This is a genomic window from Pantoea sp. Z09 (assembly GCF_022394795.1).
GTDB classification, from domain to species: domain Bacteria; phylum Pseudomonadota; class Gammaproteobacteria; order Enterobacterales; family Enterobacteriaceae; genus Pantoea; species Pantoea latae.
In genome coordinates, this window is record NZ_CP092373.1 from 3,766,614 (window position 1) to 3,789,358 (window position 22,745).

Annotated in this window: 17 protein-coding genes, 1 tRNA gene and 1 pseudogene; 5 read left to right on the plus strand and 14 right to left on the minus strand. The window is 59.9% G+C overall.

Annotated elements, in window-relative coordinates:
* Positions 1–349 precede the first annotated feature (349 nt).
* The 9 genes and pseudogenes from dppF to MC269_RS18000 form a co-directional block, all read right to left on the minus strand.
* Positions 350–1,372, minus strand: a complete 1,023-nt coding sequence (dppF, locus tag MC269_RS17960; RefSeq protein WP_081137906.1) for a dipeptide ABC transporter ATP-binding subunit DppF — start codon at positions 1,370–1,372, stop codon at positions 350–352.
* Entirely contained in the window at positions 1,362–2,348 is a 987-nt protein-coding gene (dppD, locus tag MC269_RS17965) for a dipeptide ABC transporter ATP-binding protein (protein WP_081137905.1), read from the minus strand. Before dppD ends, dppF begins: the two co-directional genes overlap by 11 nt.
* A gap of 11 nt (positions 2,349–2,359) precedes the next feature.
* Positions 2,360–3,262 (minus strand): dipeptide ABC transporter permease DppC, encoded by a 903-nt coding sequence (gene dppC / locus MC269_RS17970; protein ID WP_081137904.1) that lies wholly within the window; start codon positions 3,260–3,262, stop codon positions 2,360–2,362.
* Between the two features lie 9 nt (positions 3,263–3,271).
* On the minus strand, positions 3,272–4,291 hold the full coding sequence (gene dppB / locus MC269_RS17975) for a dipeptide ABC transporter permease DppB (protein WP_081137903.1): 1,020 nt from the start codon (positions 4,289–4,291) through the stop codon (positions 3,272–3,274).
* Between the two features lie 299 nt (positions 4,292–4,590).
* On the minus strand, positions 4,591–6,201 hold the full coding sequence (gene dppA, locus MC269_RS17980) for a dipeptide ABC transporter periplasmic-binding protein DppA (RefSeq protein WP_081137902.1): 1,611 nt from the start codon (positions 6,199–6,201) through the stop codon (positions 4,591–4,593).
* Between the two features lie 1,050 nt (positions 6,202–7,251).
* A tRNA-Pro gene (locus tag MC269_RS17985) sits at positions 7,252–7,328 on the minus strand.
* Between the two features lie 131 nt (positions 7,329–7,459).
* Positions 7,460–9,133, minus strand: a pseudogene (gene eptB / locus MC269_RS17990) (kdo(2)-lipid A phosphoethanolamine 7''-transferase); the annotation flags it as partial.
* 243 nt (positions 9,134–9,376) lie between these two features.
* Positions 9,377–9,805, minus strand: a complete 429-nt coding sequence (locus tag MC269_RS17995) for an organic hydroperoxide resistance protein (RefSeq protein ID WP_081137898.1) — start codon at positions 9,803–9,805, stop codon at positions 9,377–9,379.
* A gap of 89 nt (positions 9,806–9,894) precedes the next feature.
* Complete coding sequence (locus MC269_RS18000; RefSeq protein ID WP_239953227.1) at positions 9,895–10,359, minus strand: MarR family winged helix-turn-helix transcriptional regulator; 465 nt, start codon at positions 10,357–10,359, stop codon at positions 9,895–9,897.
* A gap of 63 nt (positions 10,360–10,422) precedes the next feature.
* Between MC269_RS18000 and MC269_RS18005 the strand changes: the two genes are divergently transcribed.
* Positions 10,423–11,016: an HD domain-containing protein gene (locus MC269_RS18005; RefSeq protein WP_081137894.1), complete on the plus strand. Its 594-nt coding sequence runs from the start codon at positions 10,423–10,425 to the stop codon at positions 11,014–11,016.
* A gap of 42 nt (positions 11,017–11,058) precedes the next feature.
* Here the strand turns inward: MC269_RS18005 and MC269_RS18010 are convergent, their stop codons facing one another.
* Complete coding sequence (locus tag MC269_RS18010; protein WP_033754453.1) at positions 11,059–11,352, minus strand: HTH-type transcriptional regulator; 294 nt, start codon at positions 11,350–11,352, stop codon at positions 11,059–11,061.
* 523 nt (positions 11,353–11,875) lie between these two features.
* Here MC269_RS18010 and MC269_RS18015 point away from each other — a divergent pair.
* Positions 11,876–13,477, plus strand: a complete 1,602-nt coding sequence (locus MC269_RS18015) for a gamma-glutamyltransferase family protein (protein ID WP_239953228.1) — start codon at positions 11,876–11,878, stop codon at positions 13,475–13,477.
* Between the two features lie 28 nt (positions 13,478–13,505).
* Here MC269_RS18015 and metF read toward each other — a convergent pair whose 3' ends face one another.
* The 3 genes from metF to metB all read right to left on the minus strand — a co-directional run bounded on the left by metF (position 13,506) and on the right by metB (position 18,203).
* Positions 13,506–14,402 (minus strand): methylenetetrahydrofolate reductase, encoded by an 897-nt coding sequence (metF, locus tag MC269_RS18020; RefSeq protein WP_081137890.1) that lies wholly within the window; start codon positions 14,400–14,402, stop codon positions 13,506–13,508.
* A gap of 202 nt (positions 14,403–14,604) precedes the next feature.
* On the minus strand, positions 14,605–17,040 hold the full coding sequence (locus MC269_RS18025) for a bifunctional aspartate kinase/homoserine dehydrogenase II (RefSeq protein WP_239953229.1): 2,436 nt from the start codon (positions 17,038–17,040) through the stop codon (positions 14,605–14,607).
* A gap of 2 nt (positions 17,041–17,042) precedes the next feature.
* On the minus strand, positions 17,043–18,203 hold the full coding sequence (gene metB / locus MC269_RS18030; RefSeq protein WP_239953230.1) for a cystathionine gamma-synthase: 1,161 nt from the start codon (positions 18,201–18,203) through the stop codon (positions 17,043–17,045).
* A 269-nt stretch (positions 18,204–18,472) separates the two neighbouring features.
* Between metB and metJ the strand changes: the two genes are divergently transcribed.
* On the plus strand, positions 18,473–18,790 hold the full coding sequence (gene metJ, locus MC269_RS18035; RefSeq protein WP_081137884.1) for a met regulon transcriptional regulator MetJ: 318 nt from the start codon (positions 18,473–18,475) through the stop codon (positions 18,788–18,790).
* An 81-nt stretch (positions 18,791–18,871) separates the two neighbouring features.
* Here metJ and rpmE read toward each other — a convergent pair whose 3' ends face one another.
* Positions 18,872–19,087, minus strand: coding sequence for a 50S ribosomal protein L31 (gene rpmE, locus MC269_RS18040; protein WP_081137882.1), 216 nt, complete (start codon positions 19,085–19,087; stop codon positions 18,872–18,874).
* Positions 19,088–19,319: 232 nt separating this feature from the next.
* Between rpmE and priA the strand changes: the two genes are divergently transcribed.
* Positions 19,320–21,515 carry a primosomal protein N' gene (gene priA, locus MC269_RS18045; RefSeq protein ID WP_239953231.1) on the plus strand — a complete coding sequence of 732 codons (2,196 nt, stop codon included), beginning with the start codon at positions 19,320–19,322 and terminating at the stop codon, positions 21,513–21,515.
* Positions 21,516–21,659: 144 nt separating this feature from the next.
* A complete protein-coding gene (gene cytR, locus MC269_RS18050) occupies positions 21,660–22,724 on the plus strand; it encodes a DNA-binding transcriptional regulator CytR (protein WP_371824348.1) in 1,065 nt (354 codons plus the stop codon).
* Positions 22,725–22,745: the final 21 nt, after the last annotated feature.

Below are 22,745 nucleotides of genomic sequence, written 5' to 3' on the forward strand. Positions count from 1 at the left end.
AGTTTTATCTTTAAGATTCATTTAAAGCCTTCATAAGCCTTTTTTGCCGGTTTTATCGATAAATTAATTAATTGGTCTTAAGTAAAATAGTTAAGGCGTCAATTAATAACTTAACGCGCCGCGCCTGCTTTAATCGCTGATGGCACAGCCAGTTATGGCTAAATGCATTTGTGCGTTTTTTCTTAACGCCAGGCTGACGGGAGATTTACACATTAATGAAAGCGTGACGGCGATCGCTTACGTCAGCGGCGATAATCTATTGCGGCGGATTTTTTAGCAGCGGCGCGGAATGGTTCAGGCGACATAAAGAGTGTCGCATAAAAAAGGCTCCTGACGGAGCCTTTATACGTTAGCGTATCCCTTCCGCTTCACCGACCGGCTGATTTTCATCCTGGTCGACGGCGAAGCAGGCGATCTGCTGGTCGCCATAGCGTTTCAGCTTCGGCTGTAGCTGCACGCAGGTGCCGAAACGACGGCGGCAGCGCGCGTTAAAGGCGCAGCCCGGCGGCGGATTCAGCGGGCTCGGCAGCTCGCCGGTTAGCTTGATGCGCTCGCGGCGGTCGTCCGGGTTGAGCCGCGGCGTGGCCGACAGCAGCGCCTGCGTATAGGGGTGGCGCGGATTGTTGAAAATCGCCTCTTTGCTGCCCTTCTCCACGCAGCGGCCCAGATACATCACCATCACCTCGTCCGCAATGTGCTCCACCACCGAGAGGTCGTGCGAGATAAAGACGTAGGAGAGGCCCATCTCCTGCTGCAGATCCATCATCAGGTTCAGCACCTGAGCGCGCACCGAGACGTCGAGCGCCGAAACCGGTTCGTCGGCGATCAGCACGTCGGGTTCGAGCATCAGCCCGCGCGCGATGGCGATGCGCTGACGCTGGCCGCCGGAGAACATGTGCGGATAGCGATCGTAATGCTCGGTTTTCAGGCCAACCTTCGCCATCATCTCCAGCGTCTTCTCTTTACGCTCCGCCTTGCTCAGCGCGGTGTTGATCAGCAGCGGCTCTTCGAGGATCTGGCTGACTTTCTTGCGCGGATTGAGCGAGCCGTAGGGGTTCTGAAACACAATCTGGATTTTCTGACGGCGCAGCTTCTGCGCCTGCGGATCGTGCTTCAGCAGATCCTGACCGTGCCAGTAAAGCTGCCCTTCGGTCGGCGTTTCGATCATGGTCAGCAGGCGGCCAAGCGTCGATTTGCCGCAGCCGGACTCGCCCACCACCGCCAGGGTTTTGCCGCGCTCCAGATTAAAGGAGACGCCGTCCAGCGCTTTCACCAGACGCTGCTGGCCGAACATCCCCTTCTTCACCGGGTAGTGTTTTTTCAGGTCAATCGCCTGCAGCAGGTAATCCTGCCTGGTATTATCAAGACTCATAGGTCGGTCTCCCGGCATCATCCAGCGGATAGTGACATTTGGACTGACGCCCCGGAATGTCGCGTAAGGCAGGTTCTTCTTTGCGGCAGCGATCGGTGGCGTAGGGACAGCGCGGATTCAGCAGGCAGCCGATCGGGCGGTCATATTTGCCCGGCACCACGCCCGGCAGCGACGCCAGACGCGCTTTGTCGGCGGCAAATTCCGGCAGCGCACGCAGCAGCGCCTGGGTGTAGGGATGGCGCGGCGCTTTGAAAATATCGCCCGCCTTGCCGCTCTCTACTACCTGACCGGCATACATCACGATGATGTGGTGCGCGGCTTCCGCCACCAGCGCCAGATCGTGCGTAATCAGGATCAGCGCCATATTCTCCTGCTGCTGCAGCTCGAGCAGCAGCTCGATAATCTGCGCCTGAATGGTCACGTCGAGCGCCGTGGTCGGCTCATCGGCGATCAGCAGCTTAGGCCGACAGGCGATCGCCATGGCGATCATCACGCGCTGGCTCATGCCGCCCGACAGCTGATGCGGATAGACATCGAGACGCGACGCCGGGTCGGGAATGCCTACCTGCGTCAGCAGATCGATAGCGCGCTGACGGCGCGTGCGCCGGTTGCCGCCCTGATGCACCTTAATCGCTTCCATAATCTGGTAGCCGACGGTGTAGCAGGGGTTCAGGCTGGTCATGGGATCCTGGAAAATCATCGCCACTTCCGCGCCCACCAGCTGGCGGCGCTCTTTTTCAGAGATGCGCTTCAGGTCGCGCTGGTTGAACTCCAGCTTCTCCGCCATCACTTTGCCGGGAAAGTCGATCAGGCCCATAATCGCCAGCGAGCTGACCGATTTGCCCGAGCCGGACTCGCCGACGATCCCCACGACCTGCCCCTGCTCAACCTGATAGCTGATGCGGTCGACCGCGCGGAACGGTGCCTTATCGTCGCCGAAATGCACCGATAATTTATCTACATTTAATAACGCCATCTCGGTGCCTCTTACTGCTTGAGTTTCGGGTCGAGGGCGTCGCGCAAGCCGTCGCCCATCAGGTTAAACGCCAGCACGGTGAGCAGAATAGTCAGACCGGGAAAGGTCACCACCCACCAGGCGCTTTGCGCATACTGCAACACGTCGGAGAGCATGGTGCCCCACTCCGGCGTCGGCGGCTGCGCACCCATACCGAGAAAGCCCAACGCCGCCATATCAAGAATGGCGTTGGAGAAGCCCAGCGACGCCTGTACGATCAGCGGCGCCAGACAGTTAGGCAGAATATTGACGAACATCTGACGCAGCATGCCCGCGCCCGCCACGCTGGACGCTGTAACGTAGTCGCGGTTGACCTCGACCAGCACCGCGGCGCGGGTGAGACGGATATAGTGCGGCAGCGCGACAAAGGTCAGCGCGATAGAGGCGTTCACGATCGACGGCCCGAATATCGCCACCAGCACCAGCGCCAGCAGCAGGCTCGGCAGCGCCAGCATAATATCCACCACGCGCATAATGGTGGCGTCCACCACGCCGCCGAGGTAGCCGGCCAGCAGGCCGAACACCACGCCGAGGATCAGCGACAGCACCACCACCATACAGCCCACCAGCAGCGACAGGCGCGCGCCGTACATCAGGCGCGACAGCACGTCGCGGCCCACGTCGTCGGTGCCGAGGATATAGCTCCAGCTGCCCCCTTCCTGCCAGACCGGCGGATGCAGCAGCGCGTCGCGGAATTGCTCTGCGGGCGCGTGCGGCGCCAGCGCGCCGGCGAAGATGGCGATCAGCAGCATCAGCACCACATAGACCAGACCAACGACCGCGCCTTTGTTACGTTTAAAATAGTGCCAGAACTCCTGGATGGGGGTCATCGGCTTGGGTGCAGCGGGTACGCTTGCGGGATCAACAACAGACATGACGCCCCCTTATTTCTTGTGTCGTATGCGCGGATTGACCACGCCGTACAGCAGATCAACCAGCAGGTTGACTAGGATAATCAGCACCGCAGTCAGCAGCACGCCGCCCTGCACCACCGGATAGTCGCGGCGTTGCAGCGCTTCAATCAGCCAGCGGCCGAGGCCCGGCCAGGAGAAGATGGTTTCCGTCAGGATGGCGCCCGCCAGCAGCGTGCCGACCTGCAAACCAATCACCGTGACCACCGGCAGCATGGCGTTGCGCAGCGCATGAACCACGATAACGCGCATGCGCGTCAGCCCTTTGGCGCGCGCGGTGCGGATATAATCCTCGCCCAGCACCTCCAGCATCGCCGAGCGCGTCATACGCACAATCACCGCCAGCGGAATGGTGCCGAGCACGATGGCCGGCAGGATCATATGCATCACCGCGTCTTTAAAGTCGCCCGCTTCGCCCCAGAAGAGGGTGTCGATCAGCATAAAGCCGGTGAGCGGATTGCTGTCGTCGAGGAACACGGTGTCGCTGACGCGGCCGGAGACCGGCGTCAGGTTAAGCTGCACCGACACCAGCATAATCAGCATGATGCCCCACCAGAAAATCGGCATCGAATAGCCGGTCAGGGAGATGCCGACCGCGGTGTGGTCGAAGATGGAACCGCGCTTCACCGCCGCGATCACACCGACCGGAATACCGACGGCGACGGCGAAAATCATGGCGCAGATGCCCAGCTCCAGCGTGGCTTTAAAGCGCGGCACGAACTCATCCCATACCGGGATGCGGCTCTTGAGCGAAATGCCCAGATCGCCGTGCAGCACGCCGTAAATGTAGTGAACGTACTGTTTCCACAGCGGCTGGTCGAGGCCGAAGGCCGCCATCAGCTGGGCGTGACGTTCCGGGGAGATCCCGCGTTCGCCCGCCATGATCAACACCGGATCGCCGGGGATCATATGCACGAACGCGAAGGTCAACAGGGTGATACCGATAAATGTCGGGATGACAAGTCCCAGACGTCGGAGTATGAACTGCAGCATAAGCCGGATTCTCAGTCGTTTCCCGCCGCAACGAGGCGCGGGATCTATTGCTCACAACTCGCGTTCAGGCAAGCGCCTGGACGCGACGCAAAGTGCGTTTCACCGTCATCTTTCACGCTACAGGCGCGGCGACCTCCGCCCGACGCTTGCAGCCACAAACGGCGAAGAGGAGTTGGCTCGCCGCTTTCCTGCAGCGCGAAGATGTTGGGTTTATTCGAAGAAGTTAGCCGAACAAGCGCGTCGTCTGAGCGGGCCAGCGCCCGCTCAGGGACCGAACGGGTCGGCCCCTGACGCAGGAATTATTCCTGGATATCGACGTTTTCGAAGTGGTGTTTGCCTAACGGATCGACCACGTAGCCAGAGACTTTTTTGCTCACCGGCTCAAAGACGGTGGAGTGCGCGATAATCAGCGCCGGCGCCTGGTCATGCATCACCACCTGCGCCTGCTTATAAAGCTCGATACGTTTATTGTGGTCCGCCTCGGCGCGCGCCGGCTGGATCAGATCTTCAAACGGCTTGTAGCACCAGCGAGAGTAGTTGGAGCCATCTTTTGCCGCCGCGCAGCTAAACAGCGTGGCGAAGAAGTTGTCCGGATCCCCGTTGTCGCCGGTCCAGCCCATCATCACCGACTGATGCTCGCCCGCTTTGGCGCGCTTCAGGTATTCACCCCACTCGTAGGTGACGATTTTGGCTTTCACGCCGATCTTCGCCCAGTCAGCCTGAACCATCTCCGCCATGCGGCGCGCGTTCGGGTTGTAAGGACGCTGAACCGGCATCGCCCACAGGTCGATAGAGAAGCCGTCCGGCAGGCCCGCTTCTTTCAGCAGCGCTTTGGCTTTTTCCGGATCGTAGGCGTAGTCCTGGATCGCGTCGTTGTAGCCCCACATGGTCGGCGGGATCAGGTTTTTCGCGGCCTGGCCTGCGCCCTGATAGACGGCGTCGATAATCGCCTGCTTGTTCACCGCCATGGTCAGCGCCTGACGCACCTTGACGTTATCCATCGGCTTCTTCTCGGTGTTGAACGAGAGGTAGCCGACGTTCAGGCCAGGCTGTTCCATCAGGTTGATTTTGGTGTCTTTCTTCATGCTGGCGATGTCGGCCGGGTTCGGGTACGGCATCACCTGGCACTCGCCTTTCTGCAGCTTGGCGTAGCGCACAGAGGCATCTGGGGTAATAGAGAAGACCAGACGATCGATTTTTGGCTTAGTGCCCCAGAAATCCGGGTTGGCCTTATACAGAATGCGGGAGTCTTTCTGATACTGCTGCAGCACGAATGGACCGGTGCCGACCGGGTTCAGATCCAGCTTCTCCGGCGTGCCGGCTTTTTGCATGTTGTCCGCATACTCTTTCGACAGGATCGACGCGAAGTCCATACCGAGGTCGGCGAGGAACGGCGCTTCCGGGCGTGTCAGCGTAAAGCGCACGGTGTGGTCGTCAACTTTTTCGACCTTGCCGATCAGCTTCGGCATGTCCATGCCTTCGAAGTATTCGTAGCTGCCGCCGGAGACGCCGTGATAGCTGTTGTTTTTATCCAGCTGACGCTCGAAAGAGAACACCACGTCGTCGGCGTTGAACTCACGCGTCGGTTTGAAATCTTTGGTGGTCTGCCACTTCACGCCCTGACGCAGGTGGAACGTATAGGTTTTGCCGTCTGCGCTGACGTCCCATTTTTCCGCCAGGCCAGGCTGCAGCTCGGTGGTGCCGATTTTAAACTCAACCAGACGGTTATAGATCGGCACAGAGCTGGCGTCATAGGTGGTGCCAGAGGTGAACAGCTGCGGGTTGAAGCCTTCCGGCGAGCCTTCTGAACAGTAAACGAGGGTTTTTGCCTGAACACCTGCGGCGACGGTCATAGCAATCAGGCTCAGACCGACCTTCAGCATCCTGGATTTGGCCAGGGAGTTGATCATGCTTTTGCTCCATTGTGATGTGTTGTTGTGTGTATTGCCCGACCTCTGTTTTTTTTATGCGGTTCAGGCAGACCACTGACGTGGTCGAAAGTGCGGAGCGTTCTTGTTGTGTTTTTCCGACGCCGTGGAAACTGCCGGATCACGCCGCTTCTGCAACTTTATTGACGCATCAATTTGTCAACAGTTGCAATGAACGTCAATACAGCCGCGAGTTATTTACACAGAGTGTGAGGAATAGCAAGCAACGGTAAAAAAAAGCCTTTACGCTTAATTGCCGGATATTGCACAGCGCTTTTCGCCAGCAAACCAGATATCCCACTAACCCAGGGGATAATTGACAGTGATTCTCACCGCTAAAAAACAGCGGCGCTTACCCGATAAATGTTGAATAACTGAACGATTTAGCGTGCGTTATCGCGTCCAGGCAGTGGAAAATGCTGGGATACAGGCATAAGCAATCAGCATGACGATAAAAAAGGTCATAAGAAAAACGTGATGCGAAATAAGCGTCTGGGCCTGATGCAGCGCGTGATAGCGCGCGAAAAAGGGGAATAATCGAAGGAAACGCGCTCAGGCGGCGGCAAAGAGGGATTTCGTTGGGTTTCTCATAAAACGGCAGAGAAAAGCAGAAATTATCGCAGGCGATATTTTGTCGAAAAAGAGGTAATGGAATGGTTCGATACTCGCTGTTAATGCCTAATAAAAACTTATGCGAACAACGCTTTTGGCCGCAACAGTTTTTGTCTAGCAGTAAATTAATGCCGGGCGAGAAAACGTGGAACAAGGGCAAATATAGATAACACGGATAGATGCTGCAGCAGTAATTCAAACAGGCCGCACCGGAGCTTAAACGCGGATGGCGTGGACGGAAGAGCAAAGCGTCCCGCGACAGGGACGTCGCGGGCCGAGCGCGCAGGGATGCGTACAGCGACTTTGCGATCCGTCCATGCCATCCGCGTGGGCGCAAAACCTACAGCACAGGTTTTTAAAAACAGCGTCCTATTCTACAGACGAAAAAAAACCTGCTTTTTCAAGCAGGTTTCTTAAATCTGGTCGGTGAGAGAGGATTCGAACCTCCGACCCCTTCGTCCCGAACGAAGTGCGCTACCAGGCTGCGCCACTCACCGATGGGGGCGCATGTTACTGCGCCCACCTGTCAGCGTCAACCGCTTTTTACTGGTTTAGCCGCGTTCGCCTGGAAAGCAGCCTGCCCGCCAAAATTCTGCTGCTTCTCAGTCACATCCCGCGCGTCGCTGTGCGACGAAACCGGCGCCTGACACCAGTTATTCGCCGCCTTAATGCCGCCGTTCGGCGAGGTATAACCCAGACAACCGAGAATGGTATCGAACAGCTCAACGTGACGATGCGTCTTGCCGACGCGCTGCTGCGCCTGCAAACGCTCGAAATTCGCGCGGTTGTTGGCATCAGCCAGATACTTATCCGACGCCCACACCATCATCGGCACGCGGAACTGCTCCGGCGGCGCCAGTTCACGCGGCGTGCCGTGCAGATGGGTATTCTCGCTGATCGACTCACCGTGGTCGGCAGCGTAAAACACAATCGCTTTCTTGTCGCGCAGCTGATCCAGCACGCTGTCCAGCATGGTGTCGACATAGAGAATCGAGTTATCGTAGGCGTTGATCAGCTGCGCCTTACTGCAGGTCTCATCCACGCCCATACACTCCGGCTGATAGCGCGCGAAACTGCGCGGATAGCGCTGCGAATAGAGATAGTGCGAGCCTTTGGTATGCAGCACCACCAGATGCTTGCCGTGCGGATAACGATCCAGCGACGCCTTCAGCTCCGGCACCAGCAGCATATCGTCCACCGACTTGCCTGCGTTGCGCGGCTCCGATCCAATCTGCTCACGGAAGGCAAAGTTATTCACTTCCGCGTTATCGTAAAACCACACCTCGCTCTGCATGGCGAACAGCTCGGACGAAAAGCCCAGCTCCTTCATCACGGCGAAAATATTCTTCTCTTTCAGCGTGCGGCCCGGACTCTCCTCGGTGCCGCCCTCGCGCACAAACATACAGCGCAGCGACAGCTTGGTGGCGGTGTCGCACGACTCGCCGCGGAACGCCACCAGATTCTTCTCCTTCGACAGCTTCGGCGTGGTATCGCGGCCGTAGCCCAGCATGCCCATATGATCCCAGCGCGTGGTCTCGCCAATCACAAACACCACGTAGGTGTCGTCGATGCCCGGCGGCGCGACATAGGTAAATTTCTTCGCCGGATCGAGCAGCTCCTGACTGTCCAGCGTCTCGTCAATACGCGTCCAGGCAAACAGCCCCACCGCCGCCAGCCAGTTCGACGGCAGATAAGAGTGCGCCACCACGCCGCCATAGCTCGGCAGATCGATATTTGTGATCTCTTCGTTGGCTTTTTGCAGCTTGTCGAAATAGCGGATCGGCAGCCACACCAGCGCCACGCAGAGCAACATCATCAGCGCCGGCTTAAGACGCTGGCCGGGCGTGCGCAGCTGCTCAATCAGCGTCTGGCTGAGATTGTTACGCCAGATCATCAGCAGCGGCAGCGCGCTGACGGCGACCATCCACAGCACAAAATGCAGGCCGACCACCTCTTTCGACAAATCGACGTCGGTGGTCATCACCGACGCGACGATGCCGTAGCCGATCACCACATTGAAAAAGGCCATGTAGTAGGCAGCGGCGACGGAAATCAGCACCAGCAGCGTCGCCAGCACGCGATACAAACGTTTGCCACCCAGCGACAGCAAACGCATCAGGAAAAAGGTCAGCACCACAATGGCCATCACTTCAGTCACTGCGGTCAGCCAGTTGGTCACGGTCGACTTGGTTAAAAAGCCGTCAAAGCGACGGTAAAAAATCGGCAGGTTAAGCAAAATGCCGATGTATAACGCCAGCAGCAGCGACAGCTTTTGCTGGGTTATGGTCTTTATGTAATTCATCTTAAAGGGTTTTCCCGGGGCTGGAGCACGATGTTGAACGCTATTGTGACTACCGCAACGCAGAAGAGTTCGCTTAATTAGCGCAGAGACATGACGATTTCTTGACGAACAGGAAGAATCTGAACGGGATCGGACGGCTCTTTCACGAGGCGGCTCAGTAGAACACAAATTAACCAGACAGGCCAGAAAAGAGGGAGAGAGAGCAGGAAACAGGAGCGGGCCCGCATCGGGGCCCGTACAAACTTAGCGAATGATATTCAGCGTCACGTCGATGTTGTTGCGCGTGGCGTTGGAGTACGGACAAACGATATGCGCCGCGTCCACCAGCTTCTGCGCTTCCGCTTCATCCATCTCCGGCAGGTGAATATTCAGTTTGGCTTCGATGCCGAAACCGTCTGGGATCGGGCCGATGCCGACTTCGCCTTCGATCCATGCATCTTTCGGCATCGCGATTTTATCGCGGCCCGCCACAAACTTCATGGCGCCAAGGAAGCAGGCAGAGTAACCGGCTGCGAACAGCTGTTCCGGGTTGGTGACTTCGCCGCCTGCGCCGCCCATCTCTTTCGGCACGCCCAGCTTCACGTCCAGCACGCCGTCAGAAGAGGTTGCACGACCATCACGGCCGCCGGTGGCTTTGGCTTTTGCGGTATAAACAACTTTCTCTAAAGACATAACTTCCTCTCTTTTTTAAACGATTTAATCGTACGCGATTAATATAAGTGTAGCAGCTGTTTCAACGGGCGCGAGCGCCCGGCAGATCCTCAACGCGACCGGTTCAGATTGTCGCGCAGTAAATCGAGTTCGTTCTTCAGCGCCAGCAGCGTGGAGTCGTCGCAGGCCGTTGCACACTGTACCGTCTCCGGAATGGCGCTCGCCTGGCTTTGCAGCGCCCGGCCCTGCTCCGTCAGCGTGACCACCACCTGACGCTCATCCTGGCGCGAACGCTGGCGGTTAATCAGCCCGGCGCTCTCCAGCCGCTTCAGCAGCGGCGTCAGCGTGGCGGAGTCGAGAAACAGCTGCTCCCCAATCTCCGACACGGTGAGATCGTCCTGCGCCCACAGCACCAGCATCACCAGATACTGCGGATAGGTGAGATCGAGCTGCGACAGCAGCTGCCGATAGACTTTATTCATCGCCAGATTGGCGGAATAGAGCGCGAAACAGAGCTGTTGATTGACCAACAGTGGCGCTGGCTTCGCTTTTTTGTCATTTTGGTTACTGTTCATGGCAGTAAATATAAATAGCGCGCTAGATAATTGCAAGCAACTTTTCACCAGGAGGGCTTTTGCATGCTGGAATCTCTGGAAGAGCAGGCGCGACGCTATGCGACACGCGCCCATGCTGAAGCCGGTCAACGGCGCAAATACACCGACGAGCCTTATATCGTTCATCCCGCCGCCGTGGTTGAGCTGGTGCGCAGCGTCAGTGCGGACGAGGCGCTGCTGGCGGCGGCCTGGCTGCACGATACGGTAGAGGACACCGACACCACGCTGGCGGACATTGCGGCCCATTTTGGTCCGCGCGTGGCGCAGCTGGTGGAGATGCTCACCGACAGCGCCCAACCGCAGGCGAAAAACCGTGCGGCGCGCAAGCTGGCGCATTTTCGCCACACCGCAGAGGCCTCGCCTGAGGCACAAACCATCAAGCTGGCCGATATCATCGACAACACGCGCGCTATCGTGCGGTTTGATCCCCACTTCGCGCGGGTCTATCTGGTAGAGAAACGTATTCAGATTGACCTGCTGAAGCAGGGAGACGCGCAGCTATGGCGCCAGGCCAGCGCCAGCATCGAACAGGGCATCGCGCAGCTGGGCGCCCCGCCCTACAACGTGCCGCAAAGCTGGTTCGACAGGCAGGCGGCAAAATACAGTCGCCTGAGCTAAAAAAAAACCCGCCTCTGGCGGGTTCTCTTTTTTTTCTTCTTTTTAGTCCAGTAACTGCCGTCCCAGATAGGGGTTGGCATGCAGCAATTTCATCAGTTTCTGCGCCGTGGCAGAAGGACGCGTCCGTCGCGCTTCCCAGCTTTTAACCGAGGAGACGCTGACGCCCATCACTTTGGCAAATTCATCTACTTTCATACCGGTTAATTCACGCAGGCGTTGCGGCTCTGGCATAGCGGGCTGAAGCTGAATTTCAGTTGTGGCAGGTGTTGCATCACGTGTCAGTACAATCTGCTCAAGGCTGCTGAGCAATTCAAAAACAGGATCTTTTACTTCCATAGAGAACTCCTTAAAACTCACTATGAATCACGTGAAAGTAGGGTAAAAACCAAATGGTTCACACACCGATTGTTGCAGGCTGTATCCCGCAAGGGTTTATCATTTTTGTTAGTGAAACCCTTACGGGACACAGCCTGATGCGCAGCGACTGAAAAAGCAGCCGAACACTGCGTCATCTCGCCGGGATTCTAAGTATGGATAGAGACCTGACGATTTGCTGCGTGAATATTGATTATTTTTTTAGCTAAACCTGTCCTTTTTGCTATATGCAAATCAAGCCCTTGATCACAAAAGGCAAACCCGCCGCGCCTCGCTTAAAAAAAGCGCAAAAAATGCAAAAAATGCGCAACGTTTACACTGCTACTGTAAGCCTTTCTGCCTAAAAATCAGGCAAAAATCGCGCCACAATGCAAAGCCTGTGATTTTTTCATATTTCATACCCTGTTCAGATGACGACAGAATGAACCCTGCACCGCGGCGATGCCCCTCTCTGGCGCAGCTGCACCCTGTTAAGGAAACAGAAATGGATTCACGGTTCGATTTTCACGCCAGCTATGCGTCGCATCGCGTGCCGATGATGGGCCGCAACGCCGTCGCCACCTCGCAGCCGCTGGCGGCGCAGGCGGGTCTGCGCATCATCCAGCAGGGCGGCAACGCGGTAGACGCGGCGATCGCCAGCGCGATGGCGCTGACGGTGCTGGAGCCGACCGGCAACGGCATCGGCAGCGACGCCTTCGCTCTTGTCTGGGACGGCAGCCAGCTGCATGGCCTGAACGCCTCGGGCCGCGCGCCGGCAGCCTGGACGCCAGAGCGCTTCGTCGGCCGTAGCCGCATGCCGGAGATCGGCTGGGAAGCGGTGACCGTACCGGGCGCGGTGTCCGCCTGGGTGGCGCTGGCGGCGCGCTTCGGCACGCTGCCGCTGACCACGCTGGCGCAGCCCGCCATCGACTACGCGCGCCACGGCTTTCCGGTTTCGCCGCTGATTGGCGAACTCTGGCAGCGCGGCTTCGATAAGCTTCAGCATCAGCCCGGCTTTCGCCAGTGCTTTGCGCCTGATGGCCGTCCGCCGCGCGCTGGCGAGCTGTTCCGCAATCCGGCGCAGGCCGATACGCTACAGAAGATTGCCGAAAGCAACGGCGAGAGTTTTTATCGCGGCGAGCTGGCGGAGAAAATCGCCGCCTGCGCGCGCCAGCACAACGCCGCCCTGACGCTGGCCGATCTCAACAACCACCGCGCTGACTGGGTCAGCGTGCTGTCGCAGCCGTTTGCCGGCGGTTCGGTGCAGGAGCTGCCGCCTAACGGCCAGGGGATTGCCACGCTGATTGCGCTGGGCATTCTCGAACAACTCGATATCGGCCGCTATGCGCCCGATTCCGTGCCCTGGCTGCACCTCTCTATTGAGGCGATGAAGCTGGCGCTGGTGGATCTTGAGCGCTACGTCAGCGATGAGGATCATCTGGAGTTCCCGGCGCAGCGGCTGCTGAGCGAGCCCTATCTGCGCCAGCGCGCGGCGCTGATCGATCCTGAGCGCGCAGGCGACTTCACCTTCGGCGCGCCGCAGCAGAGCGGCACCGTCTATCTCAGCACCGCGGACGCCAGCGGCATGATGGTCTCATTTATTCAGTCGAACTTTATGGGCTTTGGTTCCGGCGTGGTGGTGCCTGACACCGGCATCAGTTTGCAGAATCGCGGCGCGGGCTTTTCGCTCGACCCGTCGCATCCCAACGTGGTAGCGGGCGGCAAGCGCCCGTTCCACACCATTATTCCCGCGTTCGCGCTCGACGCGCAGGGCGCGCCGCTGATGTCGTTCGGCGTGATGGGCGGGCCGATGCAGGCGCAGGGCCATCTGCAGCTGGCGCTGCGGATTATGCTGCACAAACAGAACCCGCAGGCGGCGATCGACGCGCCGCGCTGGCGTGTTGAACAGGGCCGACAGGTGGTGTTCGAAGCCGCGCTTGACCGCAATACGCTGGCGGCGCTGCGCCGGCTGGGCCATCAGGTCACGCTGGAGGATCCGCTGCAGGGCTATCACTTCGGCGGCGCGCAGGCGATTGTGCGCGATCCGCAGGGGTTTTACATTGCGGCGACCGAGAGCCGCAAGGATGGTCAGGCGGTGGTGTTCTAGCGAAAACCGGGCCGCCTGGCAGACCGCATCAGGCGGCGATAACCGGGCGCACGCCCAGCGTATGGCAGATGGCGTAGCTCATTTCCGCGCGGTTCAGGGTATAGAAGTGGAAATCCTTTACCCCCTCGCGCGACAGGATTTTCACCATATCCATGGCGATATTGGCGCCAACCATTTTGCGCGTCTCGGCATCGTCGTCCAGCCCGGCGAACATGGCGTTCATCCAGCCCGGCACCCGCACGTTGGTCATGGTGGCGAAGCGCGTCAGCTGTTTAAAGTTCGACACCGGCAAGATGCCCGGCACGATCTCGACGTCGATGCCTGTGGCGACGCAGCGGTCGCGGAAGCGCAGGTAGCTTTCCACATCAAAGAAGAACTGGGTGATGGCGCGGCTGGCGCCCGCGTCGATTTTGCGCTTCAGGTTAATCAGATCCGCCTGCGCGCTTTTCGCTTCCGGATGCACCTCGGGATAGGCGGCGACAGAGACGTCGAAATCGCCCACCTCTTTCAGCAGAGAAACCAGATCGCAGGCGAACATCTCGGGTTTGCCGCTGTTGGCCGGCAGATCGCCGCGCAGCGCCACGATATGACGAATGCCGCTGTTCCAGTAATCCTGGGCAATGGCGCGCAGCTCGTCGCGCGAGGCGTCGATGCAGGTCAGATGCGGCGCCGCTTCCAGACCGGTGCGATCCTTAATGCCTTTGATGATGCTGTGGGTGCGGTCGCGCTCGCCGGAGTTGGCGCCGTAGGTGACGGAGACGAACTTCGGCTTCAGGCTGCTGAGACGATCGATGGAGTGCCACAGGGTCTCTTCCATTTCGCTGGTGCGGGGCGGAAAAAATTCGAATGAGACGTTAATGCGCCCGTTCAGCTCTGCCAGGCTCTGATTCAGCGCTTCGCGCTGGTTGGCATGAAAGAAACTCATCCTGCTTACCTCATCAAAAACGTCGGGTTAATTTTTTACCTGCGAACATCCATACGTTTAGACGTCCAGATGCACAAAATGAACCAATCCAGCAGAGGCGTCAACAGAAAAGTAATAAACAGGTGTGACAAAAATTCAGGCAGGTTGAGGGAATTTCACGCGGGGGTAGCAGGCGCCTGTCGCAGGACAGGCGCCAGAAAAATTACAGCAGTTGGGCAAGTCGATGAATATCGGACTGAATGGCGCCCGCCGTGACGTCGCGCCCGGCGCCCGGACCGCGGATCACCAGCGGATTATCGCGATACCAGCGGCTTTCGATGGCGAAGACGTTATCGCACGGCAGCAGCGACGCCAGCGGATGCTCTGGCCGTACCGCTTCAACGCCGACGCGCGCTTTGCCGCTGGCGTCGAAACGCGCCACGTAGCGCAGCACCAGCCCCATCTCCTGCGCGGCCTCAAAACGCTGCAGCATCTGCTCGTTAAGCGCCTCGCCATGCTCGAAGAAGTCGTCAATCGATCCCGCCTCGCCGTTCGCGGGCACCAGCGACTCGACGCGCACCTGATCCGGCTCGATGTTGTAGCCCGCCTCGCGCGCGAGGATCACCAGCTTGCGCTTCACGTCCTGACCCGAGAGGTCGACGCGCGGATCTGGCTCGGTTAAGCCCTGCTGCCACGCCTGGTCTACCAGCTCGGTAAAGGGCACCGTGCCGTCAAACTGCAGGAACAGCCACGACAGCGTGCCGGAGAAGATGCCGCTGATCGCCAGAATGGTGTCGCCGCTGTCGCGCAGATCGCGCACCGTGTGGTTAATCGGCAGCCCGGCGCCCACCGTGGCGTTATAGAGCCAGTGTCGGCCGGTTTTGGCGAAGGCGTCGCGGATCTGACGCCAGGTCTGGCTGTCGGAGGCGCCCGCCACTTTATTGGCGCTGATCACGTGGAAACCGTGGCTGGCGAAGTCGAGATACTGCTGCGCCAGCGGCGTGCTGGCGGTGACGTCGAGCACCACCAGATCGTCGAACGGATGCGCGCGCATCCACAGAAACAGCGACTCTTCGTCGCGCGCTTCCGCTTCATCGTCAAAGAAGGCGAGCGCGCGGCTGGCGTCAAGACCTTCATAGCTCAGCAGGCTGCGCTGGCTGTCCGCCACGCCCGCCAGCACATATTCAAAACCGGTGCGCGCCGAGAGCGCTTCCTGCTCGCGCGCGAACAGCTCCAGCCAGCGCGAACCGATATTGCCTTTGCCGAACAGCATCAGGCCGATACGCTTTTCGGCGCGAAACAGCGACTGATGCAGCCCCTGGATCAGCGACTGCGTCGGGCCGACGCGCAGCACCGCCACCAGGCTAATGTGATCTTCCGACTGCCAGACGAACTCGACCGGCTGATCCTGAATCTCCTGCCAGAAGCGGTGGCTGTGCAGCGGATTGCACGTGACGCCCGCGCCGACCAGCGCCACCAGCGCCAGCCCTTCGCGCAGCTGCAGATGGGCGGGCAGTCCCGCATCCTGCAGCAGCTGGAAGACGCTGTTGACCACTTCCGCGGTATAGCAGAGCTGCAGCAGCTGGCGATCCGGATGGACGCCGGTCGCCAGCGGGCGCAGCTGCGCGCGCTTAAGGTGCAGCTCTACCTCTTTATGCAGCGCCGCGAAGTCGTGCTCATCCGGCACCTGAACGTCAATCAAACAGACGTCGTCGTGGCTGGTGACGATGCGCGCGCCGGTGCCGGAGGCGAGCACGCGCTCGATGCGCGTCGAGCCCTGCTCTGGCTGATAGCTGCAGCGCAGCTGAAGGTCGATATCGCTGCCGGAAACCGGCTGCAGCGTGCGGGTATGCAGCACCGGCGCGGCGAGGCGCGCCAGTTCGCTGGCTTCGTCGAGGCGCAGCAGCGGCAGCAGGCAGGCGTCGGAGACTTTGCGCGGATCGGCGCTGTAGACCCCGGCGACGTCGCTCCAGATGGTGACGCGATTAACGCCCGCCAGCGCGCCGATCTGCGTGGCGGAGTAATCTGAGCCGTTACGGCCCAGCAGCACGGTTTCGCCGGCGTCGTTGCGGCTGATAAAGCCGGTCACCACGATGCGCTGATGCGGATGCTGCGCCAGCAGCGTTTGCAGCAGCGGCCAGGATTTGCCTTCGTCTACCTGCGGCTGGGCGGCGCGCTCGGCGCGCAGAAAATCACGCGCGTCGAGCCAGCAGGCGTCGATGTCGCGCTGGCTCAGCACCGCGGCCATCAGCCGCGCCGACCACACTTCGCCGTGGCCGACCACTTCGGCGTAGACCGCGTCAGTAATCGCACCGTCCAGCAGCGCGGCGAGCTTTTCCAGATCGCGGATAAAGCTGGCGCTGAGCGGTTCGGCATACTCAGCAGGCAGCAGCCCAGCGATCAGTTCGCTGTGGTAACGCCGTAAAGCCTGTTGCACCTGATGCGCGGCCAGGCGATCGCTCTGGCTGAGTTTCAGCCAGCTAATCAGCTGGTTGGTGGTCGAGCCCGCCGCCGACACCACCATCAAATCGCCCGGCTGACTGTAATCCGCCATGATGCTGGCGACGCGCTGGTAACAGCGCGCATCGGCCAGGCTGCTGCCGCCAAATTTATGCAACTGCTTGATATTCGGCGTTGCCGCGCCGGCTGAAATCGTCATTTTTAACCCTCAGACGCCGTCCGGAACGCATTATCCAGATCGGCGATTAAATCTTCATGATCCTCAATGCCCACAGAGACGCGGAGCAAGGTTTCCGAAATGCCTGCCGCCGCGCGCGCTTCCGCCGACATGCCGGCGTGCGTCATGGTCGCGGTGTGGGAAATCAGGCTCTCGACGCCGCCCAGCGACTCCGCCAGCGTAAACAGCTGCAGCGCCTTGAGGAAACGGCGCAGCAGCGCTTCGTCGCCGTCCAGCTCGAAACTCAGCATCGCGCCGAAGCCACGCTGTTGACGCGCCGCATATTCGTGTCCGGCGTTTTCCGGCAGCGAAGGATGATACAACTTTTTCACCAGCGGCTGCTGTTGCAGATAGCTCACAATCGCCAGCGCGTTGCGCTGCGCCGCGGCCATGCGCGGCGCCAGGGTGCGCAGACCGCGCAGCAGCAGATAGCTGTCGAAGGCCGCGCCGGTGACGCCGATATTGTTCGCCCACCAGGCCAGCTCGGTCACTAACGCCGGATCCCTGGCAATCACCGCGCCCGCCACCACGTCGGAATGGCCGTTGAGGTATTTGGTGCAGGAGTGGATCACCAGATCCGCGCCCAGCGCCAGCGGGTTTTGCAGCGCCGGACTCAGGAAGGTGTTGTCGACCACGCTAACAGCACCGGCATTCCGCGCCGCCTCACAGATGGCGGCGATATCCACCACGCGCAGCAGCGGATTGCTCGGGCTTTCCACCAGCACCAGCTTCGGTTTTTCCGCCAGCGCTGCATCCAGCGCCGCGCGGTCGCCCTGATCGACGAACTTCACGCGATAGGCGCCGCGCTTCGCCATGCTGTCGAACAGGCGATAGCTGCCGCCGTAGCAGTCGTGCGGCGCGACCAGCAGATCGCCTGGCTTCAGGAACACCGTGGTCACCAGATGGATCGCGGACATGCCGGTATTGGTCAGCACCGCGCCCGCGCCGCCTTCCAGCTCTGCCAGCGCGCGCTGCACCACGTCGCGCGTCGGGTTGCCGCGACGCGAGTAGTCATGGGCGCGCGGCTCATTGAAATCGAGAAAGTTATAGGTGCTGGAGAGGTGGATCGGTGGGACAACGCAGCCATATTGCTCGTCATCATTCAAACCGCTGCGGACTGCGATGGTTGCCTGTTTACGCGTCATGGTGCTCTTTGTTCCTGAAGAGAGTAATAAAGAGGCAACAGGATAACATTCCACAATTGGACGTCAATACATCTGGACATCTAAATGTCTTTGCGTATAGATTGAGCGGAATGCCATAACCCGCTAAAATTACCCCTCATTGCCTGCGTTTTGCGTCCGCACCGGCGGCCAGGATGAAGAAACCCCGCAGTTCAAGAGGTCAGGCACGGTAAAATCGGGCATAATCCACGGATTTCCCCACTTTTAACTTTTATTGATTAAGGTAACCCATGGCTGAATGGAACGGCGAATATATCAGCCCCTACGCTGAACACGGTAAGAAGAGTGAGCAGGTTAAGAAAATCACAGTTTCTATCCCGTTGAGCGTGCTGAAGATTTTAACGGATGAGCGTACCCGTCGTCAGGTGAACAACCTGCGTCACGCCACAAATAGCGAACTGCTGTGCGAAGCCTTTTTACACGCCTTTACCGGACAGCCGCTGCCGGATGATGTCGACCTGCGTAAAGAGCGCAGCGACGAGATCCCGGAAGAAGCGAAGAAAATTATGCGCGAGATGGGCATCGATCCCGACACTTGGGAATACTGATCCATCAGACATAAAAAAACCCAGCCTTGGCTGGGTTTTTTCTTGCCGTCGAACCCGAGAGGGTCGAATGCCTTTTTAATCTTATTTTTTCGCGCCTGGCACGCTGAAACGCTTGTTAAAGCGGTCAACACGGCCACCAGTTGCAACTTCACGCTGCTTACCGGTGTAGAACGGGTGGCATTTACCACACACGTCCAGGTTCAGATCGTGAGACATAGTAGAGCGAGTGTGGATCACGTTACCGCAGGTGCAAGTGATGGTCACAGCTTCGTATTTCGGGTGAATACCTTGTTTCATGGGAAACCTCATAAAAGGCCGTGTCGCTCTCCGTGCCAGGGGAAAAACCTGCACAGCACCACACGCGGTTGAACATTAATGTTTAGGCTCTGGCGAGAGCTTTCTCACCAAAGGCGGCATACTATACAGAAAATAACCGCTTTTAGCAAATCTTCTGCAAGATACCCGCTGCTCGCGCCAGCTGATACACTACCTCTCCCGCGATGAATCGTTGAACCGGAAAGAGATTGCCATGCCCGTTGTTCAGGTTGCCCTGCCCGTTCCGCTCCCCCGTCTGTTTGACTATCTGCCGCCGCACGGCGCGCAGCCGGTGCAGGGCGGACGCGTCAGCGTGCCGTTCGGCAACCGCAAAATGGTCGGCGTTGTGGTGGGCTTCCGCGAACAGAGCGACCTGCCGGAAGCGCAGCTTAAGCGCGTCGCCGAGGTGCTGGACAACGCGTCGCTCTATCCCTCCTCGCTCTGGCGCCTGCTTAACTGGGCCGCGGGCTACTATCACTCTCCTGTCGGCGAAGTTTTAAGCCATGCGCTGCCGGTGCTGCTGCGCCAGGGCAAACCCGCGCAGGAGGCGCCGCTGTGGCAGTGGGTCATTACCGAACAGGGCCAGGCGACGACGCCGGAAAGCCTGAAGCGCGCGCCGAAACAGCAGCAGGCGCTGGCGGCGCTGCGTCATCAGCCGCTCTATCGCCATCAGGTCGCCGAGCAGGATCTCACCGAGACGGCGTTTCAGGCGCTGCGTGCGAAGGGCCTGTGCGACCTGCGCGAACATCAGCCGCAGCGACTCGACTGGCGCGAACGCTATGCGGTGAAAGGCGAGCGTCTGCGCCTCAATACCGATCAGGCGATGGCGGTTGGCGCCATTCGCAGCGAGGATGAGCACTATGCCGCCTGGCTGCTGGCGGGCATCACCGGCTCTGGCAAAACCGAGGTCTATCTCAGCGTACTGGAGAACGTGCTGGCGCGCGGCAAGCAGGCGCTGGTGCTGGTGCCGGAGATCGGCCTGACGCCGCAAACCATCGCCCGCTTCCGCGAACGCTTCGACGCGCCCGTCGACGTGCTGCACTCTGCCCTTAACGACAGCGAGCGGCTCGCCGTCTGGCTGCGCGCGCGTCAGGGCGAGAATGCCATTATCATCGGCACGCGCTCGGCGCTGTTTACGCCGCTGGCGCGCCCTGGCGTGATCATTATCGACGAAGAGCACGACAGCTCCTATAAACAGCAGGAAGGCTGGCGCTATCAGGCGCGCGACCTGGCGGTGTTTCGCGCGCGCGAAGAGAATATCCCCATCGTGATGGGCTCGGCGACGCCGGCGCTGGAGACGCTGCACAACGTGCGCAGCGGCAAATATCGCCAGCTCGATCTGACGAAGCGCGCCGGCAACGCGAAGCCGGCGCTGCAGCAGCTGGCGGATCTCAAAGGCCAGCAGCTGATCGGCGGGCTGGCGCCCGCGCTGATTGGCAAAATGCGCCAGCATCTGCAGGCGGACAATCAGGTGCTGCTGTTTCTTAACCGCCGCGGCTATTCCCCCGCGCTGCTCTGCCACGACTGCGGCTGGATTGCCGAATGTCAGCGCTGCGAGCGCTACTACACGCTGCATCAGCAGCAGCGCCAGCTGCGCTGCCACCACTGCGACAGCCAGCGCCCGCTGCCTAACCAGTGCCCGCAGTGCGGCTCGACGCATCTGCTGCCGGTGGGCGTCGGCACCGAGCAGCTGGAGCAGCAGCTCGGCACGCTATTCCCTGGCGTGCCGGTGTCGCGTATCGACCGCGACACCACCAGCCGCAAGGGCGCGCTGGAGCAGCATCTGGCTGATGTGCATCGCGGCGGCGCGCGCATTCTGGTGGGCACGCAGATGCTGGCGAAAGGCCATCACTTCCCGGACGTGACGCTGGTGTCGCTGCTGGATGTGGACGGCGCGCTCTTTTCCGCCGATTTCCGCGCCGCCGAGCGCTTCGCGCAGCTCTATACCCAGGTCGCCGGTCGCGCCGGCCGCGCTGGCAAGCAGGGCGAAGTGCTGTTGCAGACCCATCATCCCGAGCATCCGCTGCTGCAGACGCTGCTGCATCAGGGCTATTTCGCCTTCGCTCAGCAGACGCTGCTGGAGCGCCAGTCGGTGATGCTGCCGCCCTGGACCAGCCAAGCGCTGTTCCGCGCTGAGGATCACGATAACCAGCAGGCGGCTGAATTTTTGCAGCAGCTGCGCAATCTGCTGGACGCCAGCCCGCTCAAAGACAGCGCCATGTGGCTGATGGGGCCGGTTCCGGCGCTGCAGCCGAAGCGCGGCGGACGCTGGCGCTGGCAGCTGCTGGTGCAGCACGCCTCGCGCAAACGCCTGCAGCAGCTGCTTGACGGCTCGCTGCCGCTGATCGCCACGCTGCCCGCCGCGCGCAAAGTCAAATGGACGCTCGATATCGACCCCACCGAGAGCTGAGCCTGCGAGCCAGATCGAAAAAAGTCGCACAAGTCACAATTTTTATGCAAATTAAGTAACAACCCAGCCGCGCAATCGTTAACAATGTGCGCGGCGTGGCTTTTTTCGCCACAACTATCTCAGCAATGCGTCAGGAGTAGAGTGTTGGAGCAGAATCACCAGGCGCCCGCCGCCACCATGAAAGATGTGGCTGAAAAGGCAGGCGTCTCAACCGCAACCGTTTCACGCGCGCTGATGAATCCTGAAAAGGTCTCGGCGGCGACGCGGCAGAAAGTTGAACAGGCGGTGATTGCCGTCGGCTACGCGCCGCACGGCCTGACGCGCAACGCGCGGCGCGGCGAGACGCAAACCATTCTGGTGGTTGTGCCCGACATCTGCGATCCCTTTTTTAGCGAAATCATCCGCGGCGTAGAGGTGACGGCGGCGCACGAGGGTTATCTGGTGCTGATTGGCGACTGCGCGCACCAGAATCAGCAGGAGAAGACCTTTCTGGATCTGCTGCTGACGCGCCAGATCGACGGCATGGTGCTGCTCGGCTCGCAGATCCCCTTCGATCCGGCAAACGACGAGCAGCGTAATCTGCCGCCGATGGTGATGGCGAATGAGTTCGCGCCGGAGATGTCGCTGCCTACCGTGCATATCGACAACCTTACCGCCGCCTTCGAGGCGGTGAATCACCTGCTGCAGCTTGGCCATCGCCAGATCGCCTGCATCGGCGGGCCGGAAGAGATGCCGCTGTGCCAGTACCGCACCCAGGGCTATATTCAGGCGCTGCGCCGCAGCAATATCGCCGTCGATCCCACCTATATCGTGCGCGGCGACTTCAGTTTCGAAGCGGGCGCGCAGGCGTTGAAGCAGCTGATGGCGCTGCCGCAGCCGCCGCGCGCGCTATTCTGCCACAGCGATATGCTGGCGCTCGGCGCGATGAATCAGGCCAAACGCCTCGGCCTGCGCGTGCCGCAGGATCTGTCGATTGTCGGCTTCGACGATATCGAACTCGCCCGCTACTGCGAACCGCCGCTCACCACCGTGACGCAGCCGCGCTATCAGATTGGCCGCGAGGCGATGCTGCTGCTGTTGGATGAGCTGCAGGGCAAGCGCGTCAATAACGGTTCGCGCCTGCTCGACGCCGAACTTACCGTGCGCGGCAGCACGGCTGCCAGAGAAGAAGCGCGAGAAATAACCGCTCTTTTCGGTTATTTTCAGTAGATTCTTAAGGCGAACACTGCT